The following is a 19,164-nucleotide window of genomic DNA, read 5'->3' on the forward strand; positions in this document are numbered from 1 at the left end:
GTACTACCCCGAATTTTGAACGCCTTGGTCAGATTCTGTGCGACCACCACGTCATCGGAGACCGCAGCGATTTCGGCATCGGCCGCCGCGACCTCTTCCGCGACCTGTACGGCCTGCTTACGCACCGCTATGCGCTCACGCACCGAGGACAGCCGCTGCGAGGCGAGCGAGGGCGCGGAATTCACCAGCTTCTTGGTGTAGAGGTGCTGTGGTTCGCGCAGAATCTGCAGTGCCGGACCGGATTCCACCACCTTGCCCCGATACATCACCACCAGGTGCTCGGCGCGTTCGGCGGCCAGGCCGAGGTCGTGGGTGATGAGCAGGACCGCGGTGCCGAGTTCACTGGTGAGTCCGTCGAGATGATCGAGGATCTGCCGCTGCACCGTCACGTCGAGAGCCGAGGTCGGCTCGTCGGCGATCAGCAGTTTCGGTCGGCAGGCCAATCCGATGGCGATGAGCGCGCGCTGGCGCATACCGCCGGAGAATTCGTGCGGATACTGGTTCACCCGGCGCGCCGCATCCGACATCCCGGCTTCCTCGAGCAGTTCGATGGCGCGCTGCTTGGCTGCCTTGCCCTTGGCAATGCCATTGGCCTCCAAGGTCTCTCGAATCTGGAACCCGATCTTCCACACCGGATTCAGATTCGACATCGGATCCTGCGGCACCAATCCGATACCGCTACCGCGGACCGCGACGACCTCCCGTTTCGACGCCTTCGCCAGATCCTTGCCGTCGAATCTGATCGAGCCGGAGGTGACCTGTCCGGTGCCGGGCAGCAGGTCGATAACGCTGTGCGCGGTCGTGGACTTCCCGGATCCGGATTCGCCGACAATGGCGACGGTCTGACCCGGATACACCGTCAGGCTGACGTCGCGCACCGCCGGAATCTTCTTGCCCTCGGCGGAGAAACAGACATTGAGATCCTCGATCTCGAGCAATGGTTTATCCGACATCACCGCGGTCACCTCTTCCTCGCCTTCGGATCGAGCGCGTCCCGCAGCGCATCACCGAGCAGGATGAAGCTCAGCACGGTGAGCGCCAGAGCCGTTGCGGGATAGAACAAAATCGGCGACCCGCCGCGCAACTCGTGCTGGTTGGTATTGATATCCGAGCCCCAGGACACGATCGTGCGCGGCAGGCCGACACCGAGGTAGGACAGCGTCGCCTCGGTGACGATGAACGCACCGAGCCAGATCGTGGTGACCACGATCAGCGGTCCGGCCGCATTCGGCAGCACATGGCGCAGCAGCGTGCGTATTCGGGAGACTCCCAATGCCTTGGCCGCCGTGACATATTCGCTGTTCTTCGCCTCGATCACCGCACTGCGCGCGATGCGTGCGGCCTGTGGCCAGGTGAATGCGGCCAGGATCAGGATGACGGTCCAGATCGTGCGCGAATCGAGCAGCTGCATGATGACGATCGCGGCCAGCATCAGCGGAATCGCGTAGAAGATCTCCGCGATGCGCGACACCACCGAATCGAGCAACCCGCCGTAGAAGCCCGCGAGGGCCCCGAGTGTGCCGCCGACCAGCAGGAATACCGTGGTGGCGCCCAAGCCCGCCATTACCGAAGCCCGTGCGCCGTAAACGGTTCGGGTGTAGACATCGCAACCCTGCTTATCGAAACCGAACGGATGTCCGGGCCCGCGCGGATCCATGCTGAAATCGCCGTTGCAGTAGCGCGGATCCTGATCGGAGAACAGGCCGGGCCACAGCACCACGATGGCGATGAACACGATCAGCACCGCGGCCACGATGAAGATCGGATTGCGGCGCAACTGCCGCCAGGCGTCCTGCCAGATGCTGGTGGGCGAACCGGTATCGACGACCTGATCGGTGGCGAGCACCTCGACTTCATCGGGCGGCGCGACGAAATACCGCTGCCGGTCCGGAGCTTTCTTCTCGAGCTCAGGCATATCGGATCCTCGGGTCGAGCGCGGCATAGAGCAGATCGATGATCAGATTCGAGATCAGGAAGATCACGATGAGCACGGTCACGAACGAGACCACCGTCGGCGGCTCACCGCGGGTAATCGCCTGGTACAGCGTCCCACCCACGCCCGGGATGTTGAAGATGCCCTCGGTGACTACCGCGCCGCCGATCAACGCACCGAGATCGGCGCCGAGGAAGGTGATCACCGGAATCATCGAATTACGCAGAATGTGCACGGTGACCACGCGTGGGCGACTGAGCCCCTTCGCGGTCGCGGTGCGCACGTAATCGGCGGACATGTTCTCCGCCACCGAATTTCGGGTCAGCCGTAGCACATAGGCGAACGACAGCGACCCGAGAACGAATGCGGGCACGAGCAATTCACCGACGCTGGCCTTACCCGTGACGGTCACCGGCGCGATACCCCACTTCACACCCAGGACGAACTGGGCCAGGAAGCCGATCACGAAGATCGGCACCGCGATGATGATCAGGCTGACCACCAGCAGTGTGGAATCGAACAGTTTGCCTTTGCGCAGTCCCGCGATCAGACCGAAGACGACACCGAAGACACCTTCGATGAGCACCGCCATGAACGCCAATTTGATGGTGATCGGGAAGGCCCGGGCGAGTTCGTCGCGCACCGGTCGACCGGAGAAGGCCGTCCCGAAGTCGAGGGTGAAAATGCCCTTCAGATACAGCAGATACTGCACGATGAACGGACGATCCAGGTGATAACGCGCACGCAGTTGGGCCTCCACGGCAGGCGTCATCGGCTTGTCACCGGCCAGCGCGTGAATCGGATCGCCCGGAACTAAGAAGACCAGTGCATAGATGAGCAGCGTCGCCCCGAGGAAGACGGGGATCATTTGGAGCAGACGCCGCACGACATACCAGGCCATTTCGTCTCCTGGGTGAGCGGCGCGGTCGTGCCGTCGGAAATGTGCGGCACGACCGCGCCGAGCGGCTACTTCTCGATGTTTTCGAAGTCGAACAGACCATTCCAGGCCAGGTCGGCCTTCTTCACCTTGTCCGAACGTCCCGCTGCGGCAAGATAATCGAGCACGGGGATATCGGCCATATCCTTGATCAGCAACGCCTGCGCCTGCGCCACGATCTTGTACGACTCCTCGAGTGTCGGCGCGGCCAGTGCGGCGTCGAGCAGGTGGTCGAATTCGGCGCTCTTGTAGTCGACGTTATTGGTCTCGGAGTAGCTGTAGTACTGCGAGGTGAGGAACTGCAGCATGGTCGGGTAGTCGCCCTGCCAGCCGTAACGGAACGACTTGCCGATCGTCTTCTGGTTCACCAGATCTCGGATGTTCTTGAACGTCGGATACGGCGCACCGACGGCATCGATACCGAGGGTGTTCTTGATGCTGTTGGCCACGGCCTCGATCCACGCCTGGTGGCCGCCGTCGGAGTTGTAGGCGATTTCATAGCGCCCCGACCACGGCGAAATGGCATCGGCCTGCGCCCAAATCTTCTTGGCCTCTTCGGGGTTGTACTTCAATACCTCCGAGCCGGGCAGGTTGCCGTTGAATCCGGGCAGGGTGCTCGAGGTGAAGTCGCGCGCCGGAATCTTGGTGCCGTTGAAGATGGTGTCGCAGATCTGCTGCCGGTTGATCGCCAGCGAGATGGCCCGGCGCCGCAGCAGCCCTTCCTCACCGCCGAAATGCGGGACATTGGACTGGACGCCGATGTGCTGATTCTGCGCCGACGGCTCCAGGATCGCGCGATCGCCGAGGTCCTTCTTGTACGAAGTCAGCGCGCTGTCCGGAATGGTGTCGAGGGTATCGAGATTGCCTGCCTGCAGATCCGAGTAGGCGGTATCGAACGACTGATACATGACGAAGCGCAGACCCTTGTTCTTGGGCGCACGGCCGCCCTTGTAGTCCGGGTTGGGCACCAAGTCGATCTTGACGTTGTGCTCCCAGGTCTGGAACTTGTACGGGCCGTTGCCGATCGGGTTCTCACCGAAGGCCTTCATATCCTTGAACGCGGCATCGGGCAGCGGATAGAACGGCGCGTAGCCGAGTTCGGTCTCGAAGTCGATGGACGGCGACTTCAGCGCGACGGTGAAGGTTCGGTCGTCGACCACCTTCAGCCCCGACATCGTTTGTGCCGTGGGCTTTTCCGCCGACACCTCGTCGAATCCGACGATCGGGGTGAACGCGTAACTCTGCAGCTGACCATTGGTGCCGAGGGCGCCGTAGTTCCAGGCGTCGACGAACGACTTCGCGGTCACCGTGCTGCCGTCGGTGAACTTCCAGTCCGGCTTGATGGTGATCGTGTAGGTCTTGCGGTCGTTCGTCTTGATGGACTCGGCCATCTCGTCGTGCGCGACACCCTTGCCGTCGTAGTACTTCAGACCCGCGAACAGCCGGTCGACGACGCGGCCGCCCATATTCTCGTTGGTATTGGTCGGCACCAACGGATTCTGCGGTTCACCACCGTTCGTGGTGACGATGTCGGCGTCGGCACTATCGCTCGACGAACATGCGGACAGTCCCAGGCTTGTGGCCAGCAGGACTGCCGCGGTCAACGCTGTAGCTCTGTTGAATCTCAACGCGTTCTCCCGATTTCGAGACAGGCGAAGGGGATCCGCGACGACGCATGAGCATCCGCCCAGCGCGCCTCGACTCGATCCGCCTTGGAATGCCTGGGACGTTAGCTATTCGAAGCAGCCTTGTCACCGGATTGACAGAGGTTCGTTCCACTTGTTACCAATCCGGCAACATCGTCGAAACGCGCTAAACATTAAGGAGAAGACAGCCATCCGCCGGAAGTATGCCTCCGTTGGGGCTTCCGGTATCCGGAGCTGGTTGGCCTATGACGATAGCTACCGAAGGCTCGGTTTGTCAGCGGATCGCGCAGGATACCCGCCGCGGTGACGCGATGGAAACCCATTGGACACAGCAGGCGCGGGCTGGATCACAGTTGGCTACTGTCGAAATCGACTGCGACTGCCAGCACCACGGGGCTACGTGAGGAAGAGACGAGATGACCGAAACCACCGACCACCGGGACTCGTACCCGCCGACCGCGGAATTCGCCGCGGCGGCGAATGCCGACGCGTCGTTGTACCAGCGGGCAACGGCGGATCGCGACGCGTTCTGGGCCGGGCAGGCCGACCGGCTGCACTGGGAGCAGCCGTGGACACAGGTGCTGGACTGGAGTGACGCGCCCGTCGCGAAGTGGTTCGTCGACGGCAAGCTCAATGTCGCCTACAACTGCGTGGACCGCCACGTGCTCGACGGGCACGGCGATCAGGTCGCCATCCACTGGGAGGGCGAACCGGGCGACTCCCGCGACATCACCTACGCCGAACTCCTCGCCGAAGTCTCCCGCGCCGCAAACTATCTGACCGAGCTCGGGCTCGAGGCGGGCGATCGAGTCGCCATCTATATGCCGATGGTTCCCGAGGCGATCGTGTCGATGCTGGCTTGCGCCCGACTCGGACTGACCCATTCGGTGGTATTCGCGGGCTTCTCCCCCACCGCGCTGCGCCAGCGCGTCGACGACGCGAGCGCCCGGCTGATCATCACCACCGACGGTCAGTGGCGGCGTGGTAAGGCCGCACCGCTGAAGGAGGCCGTCGACGAGGCGCTCTACGCCAATGGCGATGTGCCGCCCCGCCCGAGCGGTCAGGGCCCGGAGGAGGCAGCCCGCGTAACCACGGAGGGCCCCCGCTCGGGCGAAAATGGACACAGCGTCGAGCATGTACTGGTGGTGCGGCGCACCGATATCGAAGTGCCGTGGACCGAGGGCCGCGACCTGTGGTGGCACGAGACCGTCGCGCAGGCCTCCCCCGAACATCAGGCGCAGGCCTTCGATGCCGAGCACCCGCTGTTCATCCTCTACACCTCCGGCACCACCGGTAAGCCCAAGGGCATCCTGCACACGAGCGGCGGATATCTCACCCAGGCGTCCTACACCCACCACAATGTCTTCGACCACAAGGCCGGACGCGACATCTACTGGTGCACCGCCGATATCGGCTGGGTCACCGGGCACACCTATATCGTCTACGGACCACTGTCGAACCGGACCACCCAGGTCGTCTACGAGGGCACGCCGAACTTCCCGGATGAGCACCGGCACTGGAATATCGTCGAAAAGTACGGCGTCACAATCTATTACACGGCACCGACGCTGGTCCGCACATTCATGAAGTGGGGTAGGGAGATTCCGGCCGCACATGATCTGTCCAGCATCCGGGTGCTCGGCAGTGTCGGCGAACCGATCAATCCGGAGGCCTGGCGCTGGTACCGCGAGGTGATCGGCGCGAACACCGCGCCCATCGTGGACACCTGGTGGCAGACCGAGACGGGGTCGATCATGATCTCCCCGCTGCCGGGCGTCACCGCCGCCAAGCCCGGTGCCGCGATGACGCCGCTGCCCGGAATCTCGGCGATGGTCGTCGACGAAGAGGGCAAGGCGGTCGAGCTCGGTGCGACCGAGGCCAACGGCTATCTGGTGCTCGATCAGCCGTGGCCGTCGATGCTGCGCGGCATCTGGGGCGATATGGATCGCTACCGGTCCACCTATTGGGAGCGCTACGCGGAACAGGGCTGGTACTTCGCCGGTGACGGCGCCAAACTCGATGCCGACGGCGATCTGTGGGTGCTCGGCCGGGTCGATGATGTGATGAATGTGTCGGGTCACCGAATCTCCACCGCCGAGGTCGAATCCGCGCTGGTCGGTCACTCCGGCGTCGCCGAGGCTGCGGTGGTGGGCGCCAGCGATGCGACCACCGGACAGGGCATCGTCGCCTTTGTGATCCTGACGGCCGAGGCCAAGGACACCGGCGACGCGCTGATCGGCGAACTGAAGGCGGAGGTGTCGCGGGAGATCAGCCCGATCGCCCGGCCACGCGAGATCCACGTGGTGCCCGAACTGCCCAAGACCCGCAGCGGCAAGATCATGCGGCGACTGCTGCGCGATGTCGCGGAGGGCCGCGAATTGGGCGACACCTCGACGCTGGTCGATCCGAACGTTTTCGAGGCGATCCGGGCCAGCCGCGCCTGAGTCGGCACATCGCGTACGGCCGGTGACGGAATGCGTCACCGGCCGTACCCGTTAGAATTGCGTAAGGTGTGCCGGGAAGCCTGGTCGGCATGCGGTCGCGTACCTGATAGCCGGATCGGTGGGATTGCGCGTTCGCAGTCGGAGTCCACCCTGGCGGAAGGTTTCCCGTGATCACCCAAGTTCGCTCGGAGCTGACGCGCTATCTACGCACCGAAACCGTTGGTGGCGCAATACTTCTGATCGCGGCTGCTGTCGCGTTGCTGTGGGTGAACTCGCCGTGGGGCCAGAGCTACTTCACCGTCACCGAGTACGTCCTGCCGATCAAGGCACTGCATCTGGATCTCACCGTCGCGGACTGGACCAAGGACGGTCTGCTGGCCATCTTCTTCTTCGTCGCCGGATTGGAGCTCAAACGCGAGCTGGTGGTCGGCGAACTCGCCGATCCCAAGCGGGCCGTGCTGCCGATCATCGCGGCGGTCGGCGGCGTGGTCACCCCGGCGCTGATCGCATTCGCGGTCGGATTCGGCGTCGACGGGATGGACCGAGGCTGGGCGATTCCGGTGGCGACCGATATCGCGTTCGCGCTGGCTGTGCTGGCCATGACCGGATCCCGGATTCCGGCCAGCGCGCGCGTCTTCCTGCTGAGCCTCGCGGTGGTCGACGATCTGCTCGCCATCATCCTGATCGCGGTGCTGTTCACCACGACACTGTCGGCGCTGTGGCTGCTTGGCGCGGCGGCCTGCTTCGCGATGTGGGCGCTGGCCCAGCACAGGCGGATATCCACACCGCTGCTGTATGTGCCACTGGCGCTGGTCTCCTGGTACGCGCTGCACCAGGCGGGCATCCATCCGACACTGGCCGGTGTCGCGCTCGGCCTGCTCACCAGGGTGCGCAAGGATCCGGGCGAGGCCGAAGCCCCGGCAACGCGGCTCGAGCATATGATCCAGCCGATCTCGGCCGGACTCTGTGTGCCGCTGTTCGCCTTGTTCGCCTCCGGAGTTCCTTTGGACGGCAAGGTTTTCCAGCACCTGTTCGGTGACAGGCTGCCGATGGCCATAATTCTCGGACTACTGCTCGGCAAGACTGTCGGTATCTTCGGAATCAGCTGGGTGGCAATTCGATTGGGCCTTGCGAAGCGTCCGGTCAGCCTCGGCTACCGGGACATGTTCGCCCTCTCGGTGCTCGGCGCGATCGGCTTCACCGTTAGCCTTCTGGTGGCAGAACTCGCGCTGGCCGACGTCGGTGACGGCTCGGCCGTCGAATTGGCGAAGGCAGCGGTGTTGGTGACGTCAATGACGGCGTCGCTCGCGGGTTCGGCGCTACTGTTGCGGCGTGGGCGTGTCCACCAGGCGCGGCGGGACGCGCGTGCGATAGAACGAGAGACTGAGGCGGAAGCAGTGCCGGGACAGGGAGAAGGGTCGACCAAGTGAGTTTCGCAAACGGTGGTAACGGGGATGAGTCGCGTCGCGACCGCACTGTGACCTCGATTCCCCTCTCGGACGCCAACCCGGCCGGGTCAGCGAGCTTCGGCGCCCTGGTCCGCGATGCCACCGAGCAGATGTCGACGCTGGTGCGGGCCGAGGTCGAGCTGGCCAAGGCCGAGGTGACCGGGGAGATCAAGAAGGGGCTGCAGGGCAGCGTCTACTTCATCCTCGCGTTGACCGTGCTGCTGTTCAGCACCTTCTTCTTTTTCTTCTTCCTCGGCGAGCTGCTCGATGTCTGGCTGGCGCGCTGGGCGGCGTTCCTGATCGTGTTCCTGCTGATGATCGTCGCGACGGCGGTGCTCGCCCTGCTCGGCTATCTGCGGGTCAAGAAGCTGCGGGCGCCGGAGAAGACGATCGATTCGCTCAAGCAGGCGCGCACGGTGCTGCCGAGCGGATTCGGCTCGCACGAGCAGCCCCTCGCGCTCGCGGAGCCGACGCAACCGAAGTCGCTCGGGTAGCGGCCGGAGCGGCACGGCAGCGTCGACTAGGCGGTTGGCCGGACCCCTACTAGGCTCGGTCGGCGTGTCGTCGAACTCGTTTCCCGATCCGTCCAGCGTCCGTTACGACGGTCCGTGGACGCATCGGGACGTGCACGCAAACGGCATTCGCTTCCATGTCGTCGAGGCCGAGCCGGACCGCCCGGACGCACCGCTGGTCGTGCTGCTGCACGGATTCGCCGACCTCTGGTGGTCCTGGCGGCATCAGTTGACCGGACTCGCGGAACTCGGCTACCGCGCGGTCGCGGTGGATCTGCGCGGCTACGGCGACAGCGATAAACCGCCGCGCGGCTATGACGGTTGGACGCTGGCCGGTGATATCGCCGGCCTCATCCGTGCCATGGGCTATTCCGAGGCCACGCTGGTCGGACATGCCGACGGCGGCCTAGTGTGCTGGACGACCGCGGTGCTTCATCCACGACTGGTGCGCTCGATCGCACTGGTGAGTTCCCCGCATCCGGCCGCGCTCAAGAGCGCGGTACTGCGGGATCGCCGTCAGCGGCGCACCTGGCTGCCGAATTTCCTGCGCTATCAGCTGCCGCGCTACGGCGAACATCTGCTGACCACCGGCAACGGCTTCGAGGTCGAGCGGCTGCTGCGCCAGCGGGTGAGCCGAACCTGGTCGGGCACCGCCGAATTCATCGAGACGGCCGATCGGATGCGCTCGGCCATCCAGATTCCGGGCGCGGCGCATTGTGCGCTGGAGTATCAGCGCTGGGCCTTCCGCAGTCAGTGGCGTCCGGATGGTCGGCGGTTCATGGCCACCATGCGGGTGCCGATCCGCATTCCGGTGCTGGCCATGCGCGGCGAACTCGACGGCTACATCCTGCCCGCGACCTTCCAGCGCGGCCGCCGGTTGTCACCGCAGCGGCGACAGGTCGTAATTCCCGGCGCAGGTCACTTTGCGCACCAAGAGAACCCGGAAGCCGTCACGATGGAGTTGGCCAAGCTGCTCGGGTAAGTGTCGGGAACCTCGGCACTGTGGCCGAATCGGGTCCGATCGGGGCGACCGGCTCGCATAGCCGGTCGCCCCAGCCGGTCTCAGCTCAGTACGCAGGCTCCGGTCTGGATCGGCGAATTCGACCCGGGCGCGGCCTCCAATTGCGCACGCACCTCGTTCAGCGTCAGCACATAACCGGTGTCATCGTCGGTGACAGCGGCACCGAAGACCACGCCGAGCACCTGCCCCTCGGTATCCACCAGCGGCCCACCGGAATTACCGGCCCGCACCAAACCGCGGACGGTGTAGACCTCACGCTCGACCGTGCCGTTGCGGTAGATGGTCGGCCCGGTCAGATCCAGCGTCTCGCGCACCCGAGCCGCGCTGGCCGTGTACGGTCCGCCGCCCGGGTAGCCGAGCACGATGGCACTGTCGCCGGAGTGCGCGGCCGAGGGCGCCTGCGGGACGATCGGCGCGGCGAGGCCGGGCACCGCGAGCACCGCGACATCCTTGGACGGATCGAACAGCACCACCGTCGCCTCGAGCGGGCCGCGCGCGGTATCCACGCTGACGCTCGTCGTACCCGCGACCACGTGCGCATTGGTCATCACGCGTTCGGGCGCGATCACGAAGCCCGAACCCTCCAGCGCCCGCTGGCAGCTCGGCGCCACGCCGCGGATGCGCAGCACACTCTGCTGCAGCGAGGCCGCGACCGGGCTGGCGAGCACGCTGGGGTCCGGCGGTTCGACCGCCGCGATCGGCGCGCGACCGAACGGTCCGATGACATCCGGCAGCCCGGAAGTGTTGAGCAGCTTGGAGAATTCGTTCGGCAGCCGCCGCAGCCAACTCGGGGAGACATCGTTGACGTCGGCGAGCACCTTCGAACCGTTGATGGCCGCGGCGATTGCGGGCTGGGACGAGGTGGCCAGCGGCAAGGCCAGCAGCCATGCGGTGACCAGCACCGCGACCGCCTGCAGCACCGCGCCGACGACGCTGTCCACACTGCGGGTGAACGGATGTCGCATACCGCCGCGTGCGGCCCGGCCGAGCACCATGCCCGCGACCTCACCGACGATGACCAGCAGCACGATCAACAGCACGCCGGTGAGCACCCGCGGTCTGCCCTCGTTGACATGGATCAGGATGTGCGGCGCGATGAGAATGCCCGCGACCGCGCCGAGTACGACGCCCAGAAAGGCCAGCGCGGAGGCCACCGCGCCCTGCCGCCAACCGGAGGAGGCGGCCAGCAGCGCGAGCAGCACCACCGCGATATCGAGCCAAGCCGATGAACTCATAACGTCATCCCTACGGCCGCCAGCGCGGACTCTAGATCGCGAACATCGCTGTGGTCCCAGTCCCGTTCCCACCCGGCGCTCTTGCAGATGCCCGCCAGAATGCCGCCGGTCAGTCCCCACACCAGCATTCCGTCCACCTGGAATGCCGGACTCTGATAGCCGAGGCTGCCGCGCACCATGAAGCGATTCGCCGGATCCAGCAGGTCGGCGAGCGGCACCCGCACGACGCGTTCGGTCTCGGTGTGGTTGACCACGTGGACCGCCCTCGGTGTGTGCCAGTAGGCCACCACCGGAGTCACGTCGAATCGGGACGGGGGCACGAACAGCTTCGGCAATACCGCAAAGGGTTCGACGCCCGCACGCGCCAGCCCGGTCTCCTCACAGGCCTCGCGCAGAGCGGTATCGATCGGACCGGAGTCGCCCGGATCAACCGCGCCGCCGGGAAAGGCGACCTGACCGCGGTGCTGGCGCATGGTGGAAGCGCGCTGGGTGAGCAGCACATCCGCATCGGCGGGCAGCCCGCCCGGCGCCTCGGGATCGGCTTCGGGCGAACCACTGAACAGCACGAGCACTGCCGCCTGCCGCGGTGTCGTGCTGATCGTCATGGCCCGCCGAACCGCCCGCGCCAAGGACAGCGTGTCGGTGGAATCGGTATTCGGGTCCGCCGCTCGGCGCAGCCATTTCGGGATGCTGTCCGGCATGGGGATCTCGGTCATGCCGCAACTCCCAGATTATTCGCGACCGTATCGGCGATATCGTCGACGCCGTTGAATGCCCGCACCACCACCTCGGCGACCGAACCATCGGCACGCAACAGCACCGATACCGGCAGCACCGCGGGTGCACCGACCGCGGTTCGCACCTTGGCGCGCTGGTCGAGGACGCCGGGCAACGTCACCCTCAGGTCGGTCAGCAGCGCGAGCGCCCTCGCCTCATCCGGATCGCTGTGCACGGTCAGCACGGTAATCGCGTTTCCGGCCCGTCGCGCGTACTCCTGCACATCTGGCAACTCTTTGGCGCACGGTCCACACCAGTACGCCCACAGGTTCAGCAGTGCCGGTTTGCCCGCGAGTGCGGCCGCCAGGTCGACCGGTTTGCCGTCGGACAGACAGGTCAGGGCGAGTCCGGCAAGCGGCCCGCGTCCCACCGCATTCGCCGCGGGCGTCGGGCAATTCGCGAGCGCGGCGGCGGTGCGTCCCTCGACCGACGCGCTCGCAAGGGAATTCGCCGAGTTGTCGCCGCTCGTCGCGGTGTCGTCGTCAGCGCGGGGCCACAGCGCGACCGCCAAGGCCACCACGGTGATCAACCCTGCCAGCGCCAAGCGCGCCGCGACAGGTATTCGTGTCACCGGCCCACCAGCTCGAGCAGATGCTCCGCCTCCGGACCCTTCACCAGCTTGGCCGCGATTTCCGGATCGGTCGGCCCGGCCCCGAACGACGGGCAGTCCTTGGCCAGAATGCAGACACCGCATGCGGGCTTGCGGGAATGACAGACCCGGCGCCCGTGGAAAATCACGCGATGGGACAGCATCGTCCATTCCTTGCGTTCGATGATCGCGCCGATGGCGTGTTCGACCTTCACCGGATCGTCCTCGGTGGTCCACGCCCAGCGGCGCACCAGTCGGCCGAAATGGGTGTCGACCGTAATGCCGGGCACCCCGAAGGCGTTGCCGAGGATGACGTTGGCAGTCTTGCGGCCGATGCCCGGCAACTGCACCAGTTCGTCGAGGGTGTGAGGCAATTCACCATCGAAGCGTTCGACCAGCGCCTGCCCGAGCCCGATCAGCGAACTGGTCTTGTTGCGGAAGAAGCCGGTCGGCCGGATGTATTCCTCCAGCTCGGCGCGGTTTGCCTCCGCATATGCACGGGCATCCCGATACTTCGCGAAGAGCGCGGGTGTGGTCAGATTCACCCGCTCATCGGTGCACTGCGCGGAAAGTATTGTCGCAACCGCCAATTCGAGCGGTGTAGTGAAATCCAGCTCACAGTGCGCGTCCGGAAAAGCCACCGCGAGAGTGCGGTTCATCCGGCGGGCCCTTCGGGTCAGGCCGAGCTGGGTTTCCGCTTGTCGCGCTCGGGATTTGCGCTTCGGCGCGGGGACCGCGGCGGGTTGCGCATCGGTCGCCTCGACGGCAGGCGCAGGCCCGCTCACGGCAGCAGTGGAGGGGGAGACACGCACGCGTCCACCATACGGAACCACTCCACAACGGTGCCCTCCTAGATCTCTTGCCGTGTTCCATCTGAGACCTAGACCGTGTTTACTGCTCGTCATGCAAGGACTCGCTGTGGTGCTCTTCCCAGTGGTGCTGATGCTGTTTGCACTGGGCATGGAGCGGGTCGAGAATCGGCTCCGCAAACTTCTCGAACCCGACGAAGAGGTTCAGCAGTACCTGGACAAGGCAAGTAACGCCGAAGTGAAGGAGCTGACGAAGCTCGGACTGCCCGCCGCGGTGGCACGGATGCGCAGGCGTCGGTCCCGTGGCGAAGAGCTGGACGTCGCACGCGCCAGCTGAATCCCCTACCAAACCGGTACCTGGCACGCCGCGCAATCGACTCGTTACGTGGTGTCTGTCACTACGCTGCTGTAATGCCGCGTAGACTGCGCTGTTGGCCGAATCGCTTCGGTCCAGGACAGAGCCATTTCCCATAAGGAGCACATTCGTGGACGAGGCCCTCGCCAGAGCAGGCATCTTCCAAGGCGTAGAGCCCACCGCGGTGGCGGCTCTCGCCAAACAACTGCAGCCCGTGGATTTTCCGCGCGGTCATGTCATCTTCAACGAGGGCGAGCCCGGCGACCGGTTGTACATCATCACCTCCGGAAAAGTGAAGATCGGACGGCGTTCCCCGGACGGCAGAGAAAACCTGCTGACCATCATGGGTCCGTCGGACATGTTCGGTGAGCTGTCGATCTTCGACCCGGGTCCGCGCACCTCGACCGCTACCACCGTGACCGAGGTCCGTGCGGTCACCATGGACCGTGACGCACTCAAGTCCTGGATCGACCAGCGGCCCGAGATCGCCGAGCAACTGCTGCGCGTTCTCGCCCGTCGTTTGCGCCGCACCAACAACAATCTGGCCGACCTGATCTTCACCGACGTCCCCGGCCGGGTCGCCAAGGCGTTGCTGCAGCTCGCGCAGCGGTTCGGCACCCAGGAGGCCGGTGCGCTGCGGGTCACCCACGACCTCACCCAGGAAGAGATCGCGCAGCTGGTCGGCGCCTCCCGCGAGACCGTGAACAAGGCTCTTGCCGACTTCGCGCACCGCGGCTGGCTACGGCTGGAGGGCAAGAGCGTGCTGATCTCCGACTCCGAGCGCCTGGCCCGCCGCGCACGCTGACGCTCGAATCCAACCGGCGACCGGACACCCGGCCGCTACGAAGACGCGCCGCGGCAGGTGACCGCCGCGGCATCTGAACGCAAAAGCACGCTGAGTTCAGCTACCAAATGAACTCAGCGTGCTTCGGTGTTTCTAGTTCTGCTCGGTGCGCAGGTATTCCAACTGCGCTTGCACCGAACTGCGCGCCGCCGGCCAGAGCCGCTTGTCGACATCGGCATAGACCTTGCGCACAACCGACATCGCACCCGCGTTCGGTCCGAGCACGCGCAGTGCCGCGCGCACCTGATCGAGCCGCTCCTGCCGATGCGCGATGTAGTACCGCGCGATCGGTTCCAGGTCGGGATGATCCGGACCGTGTGCGGGTAGCAGCGCGCGTCCCGCACCCGCCTCGACCAGCTTGTCCAGCGATGCCAGGTAATCGGCGAGGGTGCCGTCGGTGGAATCGAGCACGGTGGTGCCGAAGCCGAGGATGGTGTCACCGGTCAACACCGCGTCGTCGAGTACGAAACTCACCGAATCTTTGGTGTGGCCGGGGGTATCGAGGACGGTGATCCGCAGTCCGGCGGCCTCGATCACCTCGCCGTCGACCAGCGGCGCATCCGAACCGCGCAGGAATTCGGCGGTCCTGGCCCGCACCGGCGTACCCGCCAGCTCGACCAGCCGGTCGATACCGCCGGTGTGATCGTGATGCCGGTGCGTGATCAGGGTGAGCGCGATATTGCCGTCGGTGAGGCGGGCGAGTGTCTCGCTGTGCGCCTTATCCTTCGGTCCCGGATCGACGAGGACGTATTCCGATTGTCCCGGCGCGCGCAGCAGCCAGGTATTGGTCCCCTCCAGCGTCATCTGGCCGGGATTGTCCGCGAGCACGACGGCCGCGGTCGGCGTGACCTGCCGCAGCCGGCCGTATGCGGGATGGGTGAGCGTCATCGATCCTGTCTAGCGCACTTCGGCGATCAGTTCGACTTCGACGGGGGTGTTGCGGGGCAGTTCGGCGACGCCGACCGCGGAGCGCGCGTGCACGCCCGCATCACCGAAGACCGCGCCGAGCAATTCCGAGGCGCCATTGACGACCTGCGGCTGATCGGTGAATCCCGGTGCGGAGGCGACGAATCCGACGACCTTCACAATGCGCACCACCGCGTCGAGCCCGACCAGATCGTGCACCGCGGCAATCGCGTTCAGCGCGCAGAACTTGGCCGCCTCCTTGGCCTGTTCGAGCGAGACCTCCGCGCCGACCTTGCCGGTCGCCGACAGCTGGCCGTCCACGAACGGCAGCTGACCGGAGGTGTAGACCAGCGATCCGGTGCGGATCGCCGGAATGTAGGCGGCGACCGGTGCCACGACCGGCGGCAGGGTCAGGCCGAGCTGGGCGAGGTTCTTCTCCCACTGGGTCATAAGAGCAGGTCCCTTCGGTTACTTGGGGCGCTTGAGGTAGGCGACGTGCTGTTCACCGGTCGGGCCGGGCAGCACGGTCACCAGCTCCCAACCGTCGGCGCCCCACTGGTCGAGGATCTGCTTGGTCGCATGCGTCAGCAACGGAACGGTGGCGTACTCCCACACCTTCGAATCACTCATGCGGAAATTTTGGCAGCGCCTTCGGCGCTGCGTGTTCGCGGCCCCCGGGTGTCGCGCGGCCGAGTCGTCGAGACTCGCGACTTCGTCGCATGCGCTTCGACGACTCGGCCGCGAGACGGCCCGCGAACTCCTCGCTCGTAAGACTCGCTCCGTACGGGGTGACCAGCGCCTGAACCGTCTCTGATCGGCCCCCAAATGCTGCGTCGTTGAATGCGGCGCCTTCGGCGTGAACGCGAGACGGGCCACGAACTCCTCGCCCACAAGACTCGCTCCATGCGGTGTCGATAGAGCGGGCCATCTCCCCTATGGCCTCGAAGTCCCACTGTCTGGGACGACTGCTCCGGAAAATGAGGCGCTGACCATATCGCTGGGACGCGACGTCAGAACGGGTTATAGGCTCGCGATCGTGGGAGTACCAACAGCAGTGCCTATTTCGGCGGAGCCAGGGCCGGAAACGGGTTGGCCGGAGCGCGCGGATAAGGCCCGCTTGCACTATGTCTCCGGCAAAGGGGGAACCGGTAAGTCGACGGTCGCCGCCGCACTGGCACTCGCCCTGGCCGCGGGCGGACGGCGAGTGCTGTTGGTCGAGGTGGAGAGCAGACAGTCCATTGCCCAGTTGTTCGATCTGCCGCCACTGCCGCCCACCGAAACCAGGATCGCCACCGCGGACGGCGGCGGTGAAGTAGTCGCGCTCGCTCTTGATATCGAGCACGCCTTCCTCGAATACCTCGACATGTTCTACAACTTGGGCTTCGCCGGGCGGGCGATGCGCCGGGTCGGCGCCATCGAATTCGTCACCACGATCGCACCCGGTCTGCGCGATGTCATCCTGACCGGCAAGATCAAGGAATGCGCGGTCCGGGTGGATAAGCAGGGCAAGCCCGTATTCGACGAAATCGTCGTCGACGCACCGCCGACCGGACGGATCGCCAGCTTCCTCGATGTCACCCAGGCCATGGTCGAGGTGGCCAAGGGCGGGCCGATCGCCTCGCAGGCCGAGGGCGTCTCGAGGCTGCTGCACTCCGATCAGACGATGATCCACCTGGTCACCCTGCTCGAGGCGCTGCCGGTGCAGGAAACCGCCGACGCCGTCGCCGAACTCACCGCCAATGACCTGCGGATCGGCACCGTCATCGTGAACCGGGCGACCAAGGGCCAACTCCCGGCCGACGTGCGCAATAAAGCCGCACAGGGCGATATCGACCGCGATGCCATTCGCGCCGGACTCACCGAGACCGGAATTTCCCTGTCGGACCAGGACTTCCAGGGCCTGATCACCGAAACCGTCGAGCATTCGGCCACTTTGCGGGCACAGGACGAAAGCGCCGCCGAACTCGCGAAGGTGGATGTATCGCGGATGTATCTGCCCGCGCTCGCCGACGGCATGGATCTCGGTGGCATCTATGAACTTGCCGAACATCTGAGCAAGCAGGGGGTCCGATGAGTAGTCCGAATGTGGCCACGCCACTAGATGTTTCGAGCATTATCGCCGATCCCACCGCGCGGGTGGTGGTCTGCTGCGGCTCCGGCGGCGTCGGCAAGACGACCACCGCGGCGGCGATCGGATTGCGCGCGGCCGAGCAGGGTCGCAAGGTCGTGGTACTCACCATCGACCCGGCACGTCGGCTGGCCCAGTCACTCGGCGTCGCCGATCTGGACAACGCCCCGCAGCGGGTGGCGCTCGGCCCGGACGCCAAGGGCGAATTGCACGCGATGATGCTCAATATGCGGCGCACCTTCGACGATATGGTGCTCGAGCACACCAGTCCGGAGAAGGCGGAGCAGATTTTCGCCAATCCCTTCTATCAGACGGTCGCCTCCTCCTTCGGCGGTACGCAGGAGTACATGGCGATGGAGAAGCTCGGTCAGTTGGCCGGGCGCAAGGAGTGGGACCTGATCGTGGTCGACACTCCCCCGTCCCGCAATGCGCTCGATTTCCTCGATGCGCCGCAGCGGCTCGGAAACTTCTTGAACGGCAGGATGATCCGGGTCATCATGGCTCCCGGTCGCGGTGTCACCCGATTGGTGACCGGTGCGATGAGCCTGGCCGTGCGCGGTGTTTCGACCATTGTCGGCGGGCAGATGCTCAAGGACGCGTCGAATTTCCTCCAGTCGCTGGAGTCGCTGTTCGGTGGTTTCCAGGATCGCGCGGATCGCACCTACGCGATGCTGTCCAAGCCGGGCACGCACTTCCTGGTGGTCGCGGCCGCCGAACCGGATGCGCTGCGCGAGGCGTCCTTCTTCGTCGACCGCCTCTCGACCGAACGCATGCCGCTGGCCGGACTGATCTTGAACCGGACCCACCCGATACTCAGTTCACTGTCCGCCGATCATGCGCTGACCGCCGCCGATCAGCTCACCGAAACCGATCCGCTGACCGCCGCGGTGCTGCGCATCCACGCCCAGCGGGTCGCTACCGCCAAGCGCGAGCAGCATCTGCTGCACCGGTTCACCGGCGCGCATCCGCGGGTGCCGATCGCCTCGGTGACCGCCCTGCCCTTCGAGGTCTCCGATCTGGCGGCACTGCGTGCCGTCGCGGCGCAACTCACCGATGCGCACCCGGTCGAGGTGACCGCCTGAGGCCTTGTCGGCGGCGAAATCGATTGAGCGACTGTGTCATTCTGATGTCGGTTTGATATAGACCCATTAACGAAGCCGAGCCCGCAATCGCGGGCTCGGCTTCAATACCAGGGTTAGATTGCAATTTGATGTTGACGCTGGGCTTGGAAGAAGTCCGCCCAGGACGTCACCTCCGGGTGCTGCTTGAGCAGCGCACGACGCTGCCGTTCGGTCATTCCACCCCACACGCCGAACTCGACTCGATTGTCGAGTGCATCGGCCCCACACTGCATCAGCACTGGGCAGTGCCTGCAGATCGTCGCCGCCTTGCGCTGCGCCGCGCCGCGGACGAACAGTTGATCAGGGTCTACTTCCTTGCATCGGGCCTGGGCTACCCAGGCGATCCTTGCTTCGGCCTGCTCTACGTCCAATCGAGCGATGGGGGTTGTCATGTGCATTTGGTGTGCCCCTTTGCAGTCCGAACACCGGGTCAACGGCGCTCCAGAATCGCGTGTCAGT

General features: G+C 65.3%; 20 protein-coding genes. 8 read left to right on the forward strand and 12 right to left on the reverse strand.

Annotation, left to right across the window (positions count from 1 at the left end):
* The 4 genes from NP3_RS39665 to NP3_RS39680 all read right to left on the reverse strand — a co-directional run.
* Positions 1-953 (reverse strand): ABC transporter ATP-binding protein (locus NP3_RS39665; RefSeq protein WP_157124859.1); only part of this gene is annotated, 953 nt, incomplete at its 3' end.
* Positions 954-961: 8 nt separating this feature from the next.
* On the reverse strand, positions 962-1,915 hold the full coding sequence (locus tag NP3_RS39670) for an ABC transporter permease (RefSeq protein WP_063046853.1): 954 nt from the start codon (positions 1,913-1,915) through the stop codon (positions 962-964).
* Positions 1,908-2,834, reverse strand: coding sequence for an ABC transporter permease (locus NP3_RS39675; RefSeq protein ID WP_040686063.1), 927 nt, complete (start codon positions 2,832-2,834; stop codon positions 1,908-1,910). The genes NP3_RS39670 and NP3_RS39675 overlap by 8 nt, the downstream gene beginning before the upstream one ends.
* 65 nt (positions 2,835-2,899) lie before the next feature.
* Positions 2,900-4,474 (reverse strand): peptide ABC transporter substrate-binding protein, encoded by a 1,575-nt coding sequence (locus NP3_RS39680; RefSeq protein ID WP_063046854.1) that lies wholly within the window; start codon positions 4,472-4,474, stop codon positions 2,900-2,902.
* A 458-nt stretch (positions 4,475-4,932) separates the two neighbouring features.
* Here NP3_RS39680 and NP3_RS39685 point away from each other — a divergent pair, with 458 nt between their 5' ends.
* From NP3_RS39685 to NP3_RS39700, 4 genes are all read left to right on the forward strand, one after another.
* Complete coding sequence (locus tag NP3_RS39685; RefSeq protein WP_063046855.1) at positions 4,933-6,960, forward strand: acetate--CoA ligase; 2,028 nt, start codon at positions 4,933-4,935, stop codon at positions 6,958-6,960.
* A gap of 170 nt (positions 6,961-7,130) precedes the next feature.
* Positions 7,131-8,390: a Na+/H+ antiporter NhaA gene (gene nhaA / locus NP3_RS39690; protein WP_063046875.1), complete on the forward strand. Its 1,260-nt coding sequence runs from the start codon at positions 7,131-7,133 to the stop codon at positions 8,388-8,390.
* Entirely contained in the window at positions 8,387-8,902 is a 516-nt protein-coding gene (locus NP3_RS39695; protein WP_063046856.1) for a phage holin family protein, read from the forward strand. The genes nhaA and NP3_RS39695 overlap by 4 nt, the downstream gene beginning before the upstream one ends.
* 64 nt (positions 8,903-8,966) lie before the next feature.
* Complete coding sequence (locus tag NP3_RS39700; protein WP_084509564.1) at positions 8,967-9,902, forward strand: alpha/beta fold hydrolase; 936 nt, start codon at positions 8,967-8,969, stop codon at positions 9,900-9,902.
* 80 nt (positions 9,903-9,982) lie between these two features.
* Here the strand turns inward: NP3_RS39700 and NP3_RS39705 are convergent, their stop codons facing one another.
* From NP3_RS39705 to nth, 4 genes are read right to left on the reverse strand one after another with little or no spacing between them, the layout of a single operon-like run.
* Positions 9,983-11,176 carry a MarP family serine protease gene (locus NP3_RS39705; protein ID WP_063046858.1) on the reverse strand — a complete coding sequence of 398 codons (1,194 nt, stop codon included), beginning with the start codon at positions 11,174-11,176 and terminating at the stop codon, positions 9,983-9,985.
* Positions 11,173-11,892, reverse strand: coding sequence for an NUDIX hydrolase (locus tag NP3_RS39710; RefSeq protein WP_245721299.1), 720 nt, complete (start codon positions 11,890-11,892; stop codon positions 11,173-11,175). Before NP3_RS39710 ends, NP3_RS39705 begins: the two co-directional genes overlap by 4 nt.
* Positions 11,889-12,524, reverse strand: coding sequence for a TlpA family protein disulfide reductase (locus tag NP3_RS39715; protein ID WP_063046859.1), 636 nt, complete (start codon positions 12,522-12,524; stop codon positions 11,889-11,891). Before NP3_RS39715 ends, NP3_RS39710 begins: the two co-directional genes overlap by 4 nt.
* A complete protein-coding gene (nth, locus tag NP3_RS39720; protein WP_063046876.1) occupies positions 12,521-13,222 on the reverse strand; it encodes an endonuclease III in 702 nt (233 codons plus the stop codon). Before nth ends, NP3_RS39715 begins: the two co-directional genes overlap by 4 nt.
* 223 nt (positions 13,223-13,445) lie before the next feature.
* On the opposite strand from nth, the gene NP3_RS39725 reads away from it, so the two are divergent.
* Together NP3_RS39725 and NP3_RS39730 are read left to right on the forward strand one after the other, a co-directional pair.
* On the forward strand, positions 13,446-13,688 hold the full coding sequence (locus NP3_RS39725) for a hypothetical protein (RefSeq protein ID WP_040686056.1): 243 nt from the start codon (positions 13,446-13,448) through the stop codon (positions 13,686-13,688).
* A gap of 148 nt (positions 13,689-13,836) precedes the next feature.
* The gene (locus NP3_RS39730; protein ID WP_011206875.1) at positions 13,837-14,511 is read left to right on the forward strand and encodes a Crp/Fnr family transcriptional regulator; all 675 of its coding nucleotides are present in this window, start codon (positions 13,837-13,839) and stop codon (positions 14,509-14,511) included.
* Between the two features lie 132 nt (positions 14,512-14,643).
* Here the strand turns inward: NP3_RS39730 and NP3_RS39735 are convergent, their stop codons facing one another.
* Genes NP3_RS39735 through sp36 form a run of 3 tightly spaced genes read right to left on the reverse strand, consistent with a single transcriptional unit; the run spans position 14,644 to position 16,086 of the window.
* A complete protein-coding gene (locus NP3_RS39735) occupies positions 14,644-15,438 on the reverse strand; it encodes an MBL fold metallo-hydrolase (protein WP_063046860.1) in 795 nt (264 codons plus the stop codon).
* 9 nt (positions 15,439-15,447) lie between these two features.
* Entirely contained in the window at positions 15,448-15,906 is a 459-nt protein-coding gene (locus tag NP3_RS39740; RefSeq protein WP_063046861.1) for a RidA family protein, read from the reverse strand.
* An 18-nt stretch (positions 15,907-15,924) separates the two neighbouring features.
* On the reverse strand, positions 15,925-16,086 hold the full coding sequence (gene sp36 / locus NP3_RS48595) for a Sp36 family protein (protein WP_085998464.1): 162 nt from the start codon (positions 16,084-16,086) through the stop codon (positions 15,925-15,927).
* Between the two features lie 424 nt (positions 16,087-16,510).
* Here sp36 and bagA point away from each other — a divergent pair, with 424 nt between their 5' ends.
* Positions 16,511-17,530 carry an ATPase BagA gene (bagA, locus tag NP3_RS39745; protein ID WP_063046862.1) on the forward strand — a complete coding sequence of 340 codons (1,020 nt, stop codon included), beginning with the start codon at positions 16,511-16,513 and terminating at the stop codon, positions 17,528-17,530.
* Positions 17,527-18,666, forward strand: a complete 1,140-nt coding sequence (gene bagB, locus NP3_RS39750; RefSeq protein WP_063046863.1) for an ATPase BagB — start codon at positions 17,527-17,529, stop codon at positions 18,664-18,666. Before bagA ends, bagB begins: the two co-directional genes overlap by 4 nt.
* 113 nt (positions 18,667-18,779) lie before the next feature.
* Here bagB and NP3_RS39755 read toward each other — a convergent pair whose 3' ends face one another.
* Positions 18,780-19,103, reverse strand: a complete 324-nt coding sequence (locus NP3_RS39755; protein WP_040686051.1) for a WhiB family transcriptional regulator — start codon at positions 19,101-19,103, stop codon at positions 18,780-18,782.
* Positions 19,104-19,164 lie beyond the last annotated feature (61 nt).

The sequence above is a fragment of the Nocardia pseudovaccinii NBRC 100343 genome (assembly GCF_001613225.1).
GTDB classification, from domain to species: domain Bacteria; phylum Actinomycetota; class Actinomycetes; order Mycobacteriales; family Mycobacteriaceae; genus Nocardia; species Nocardia pseudovaccinii.

Bases quoted from the DNA above. Each gene is read 5' to 3' on its own strand.
- NP3_RS39740 (WP_063046861.1), bottom strand. From the start codon at position 15,906: ATGACCCAGTGGGAGAAGAACCTCGCCCAGCTCGGCCTGACCCTGCCG.
- NP3_RS39675 (WP_040686063.1), bottom strand. From the start codon at position 2,834: ATGGCCTGGTATGTCGTGCGGCGTCTGCTCCAAATGATCCCCGTCTTC.
- NP3_RS39705 (WP_063046858.1), bottom strand. From the start codon at position 11,176: ATGAGTTCATCGGCTTGGCTCGATATCGCGGTGGTGCTGCTCGCGCTG.
- NP3_RS39735 (WP_063046860.1), bottom strand. From the start codon at position 15,438: ATGACGCTCACCCATCCCGCATACGGCCGGCTGCGGCAGGTCACGCCG.
- NP3_RS39670 (WP_063046853.1), bottom strand. From the start codon at position 1,915: ATGCCTGAGCTCGAGAAGAAAGCTCCGGACCGGCAGCGGTATTTCGTC.
- bagB (WP_063046863.1), top strand. From the start codon at position 17,527: ATGAGTAGTCCGAATGTGGCCACGCCACTAGATGTTTCGAGCATTATC.
- NP3_RS39725 (WP_040686056.1), top strand. From the start codon at position 13,446: ATGCAAGGACTCGCTGTGGTGCTCTTCCCAGTGGTGCTGATGCTGTTT.
- NP3_RS39685 (WP_063046855.1), top strand. From the start codon at position 4,933: ATGACCGAAACCACCGACCACCGGGACTCGTACCCGCCGACCGCGGAA.
- NP3_RS39755 (WP_040686051.1), bottom strand. From the start codon at position 19,103: ATGCACATGACAACCCCCATCGCTCGATTGGACGTAGAGCAGGCCGAA.
- NP3_RS39710 (WP_245721299.1), bottom strand. From the start codon at position 11,892: ATGACCGAGATCCCCATGCCGGACAGCATCCCGAAATGGCTGCGCCGA.
- sp36 (WP_085998464.1), bottom strand. From the start codon at position 16,086: ATGAGTGATTCGAAGGTGTGGGAGTACGCCACCGTTCCGTTGCTGACG.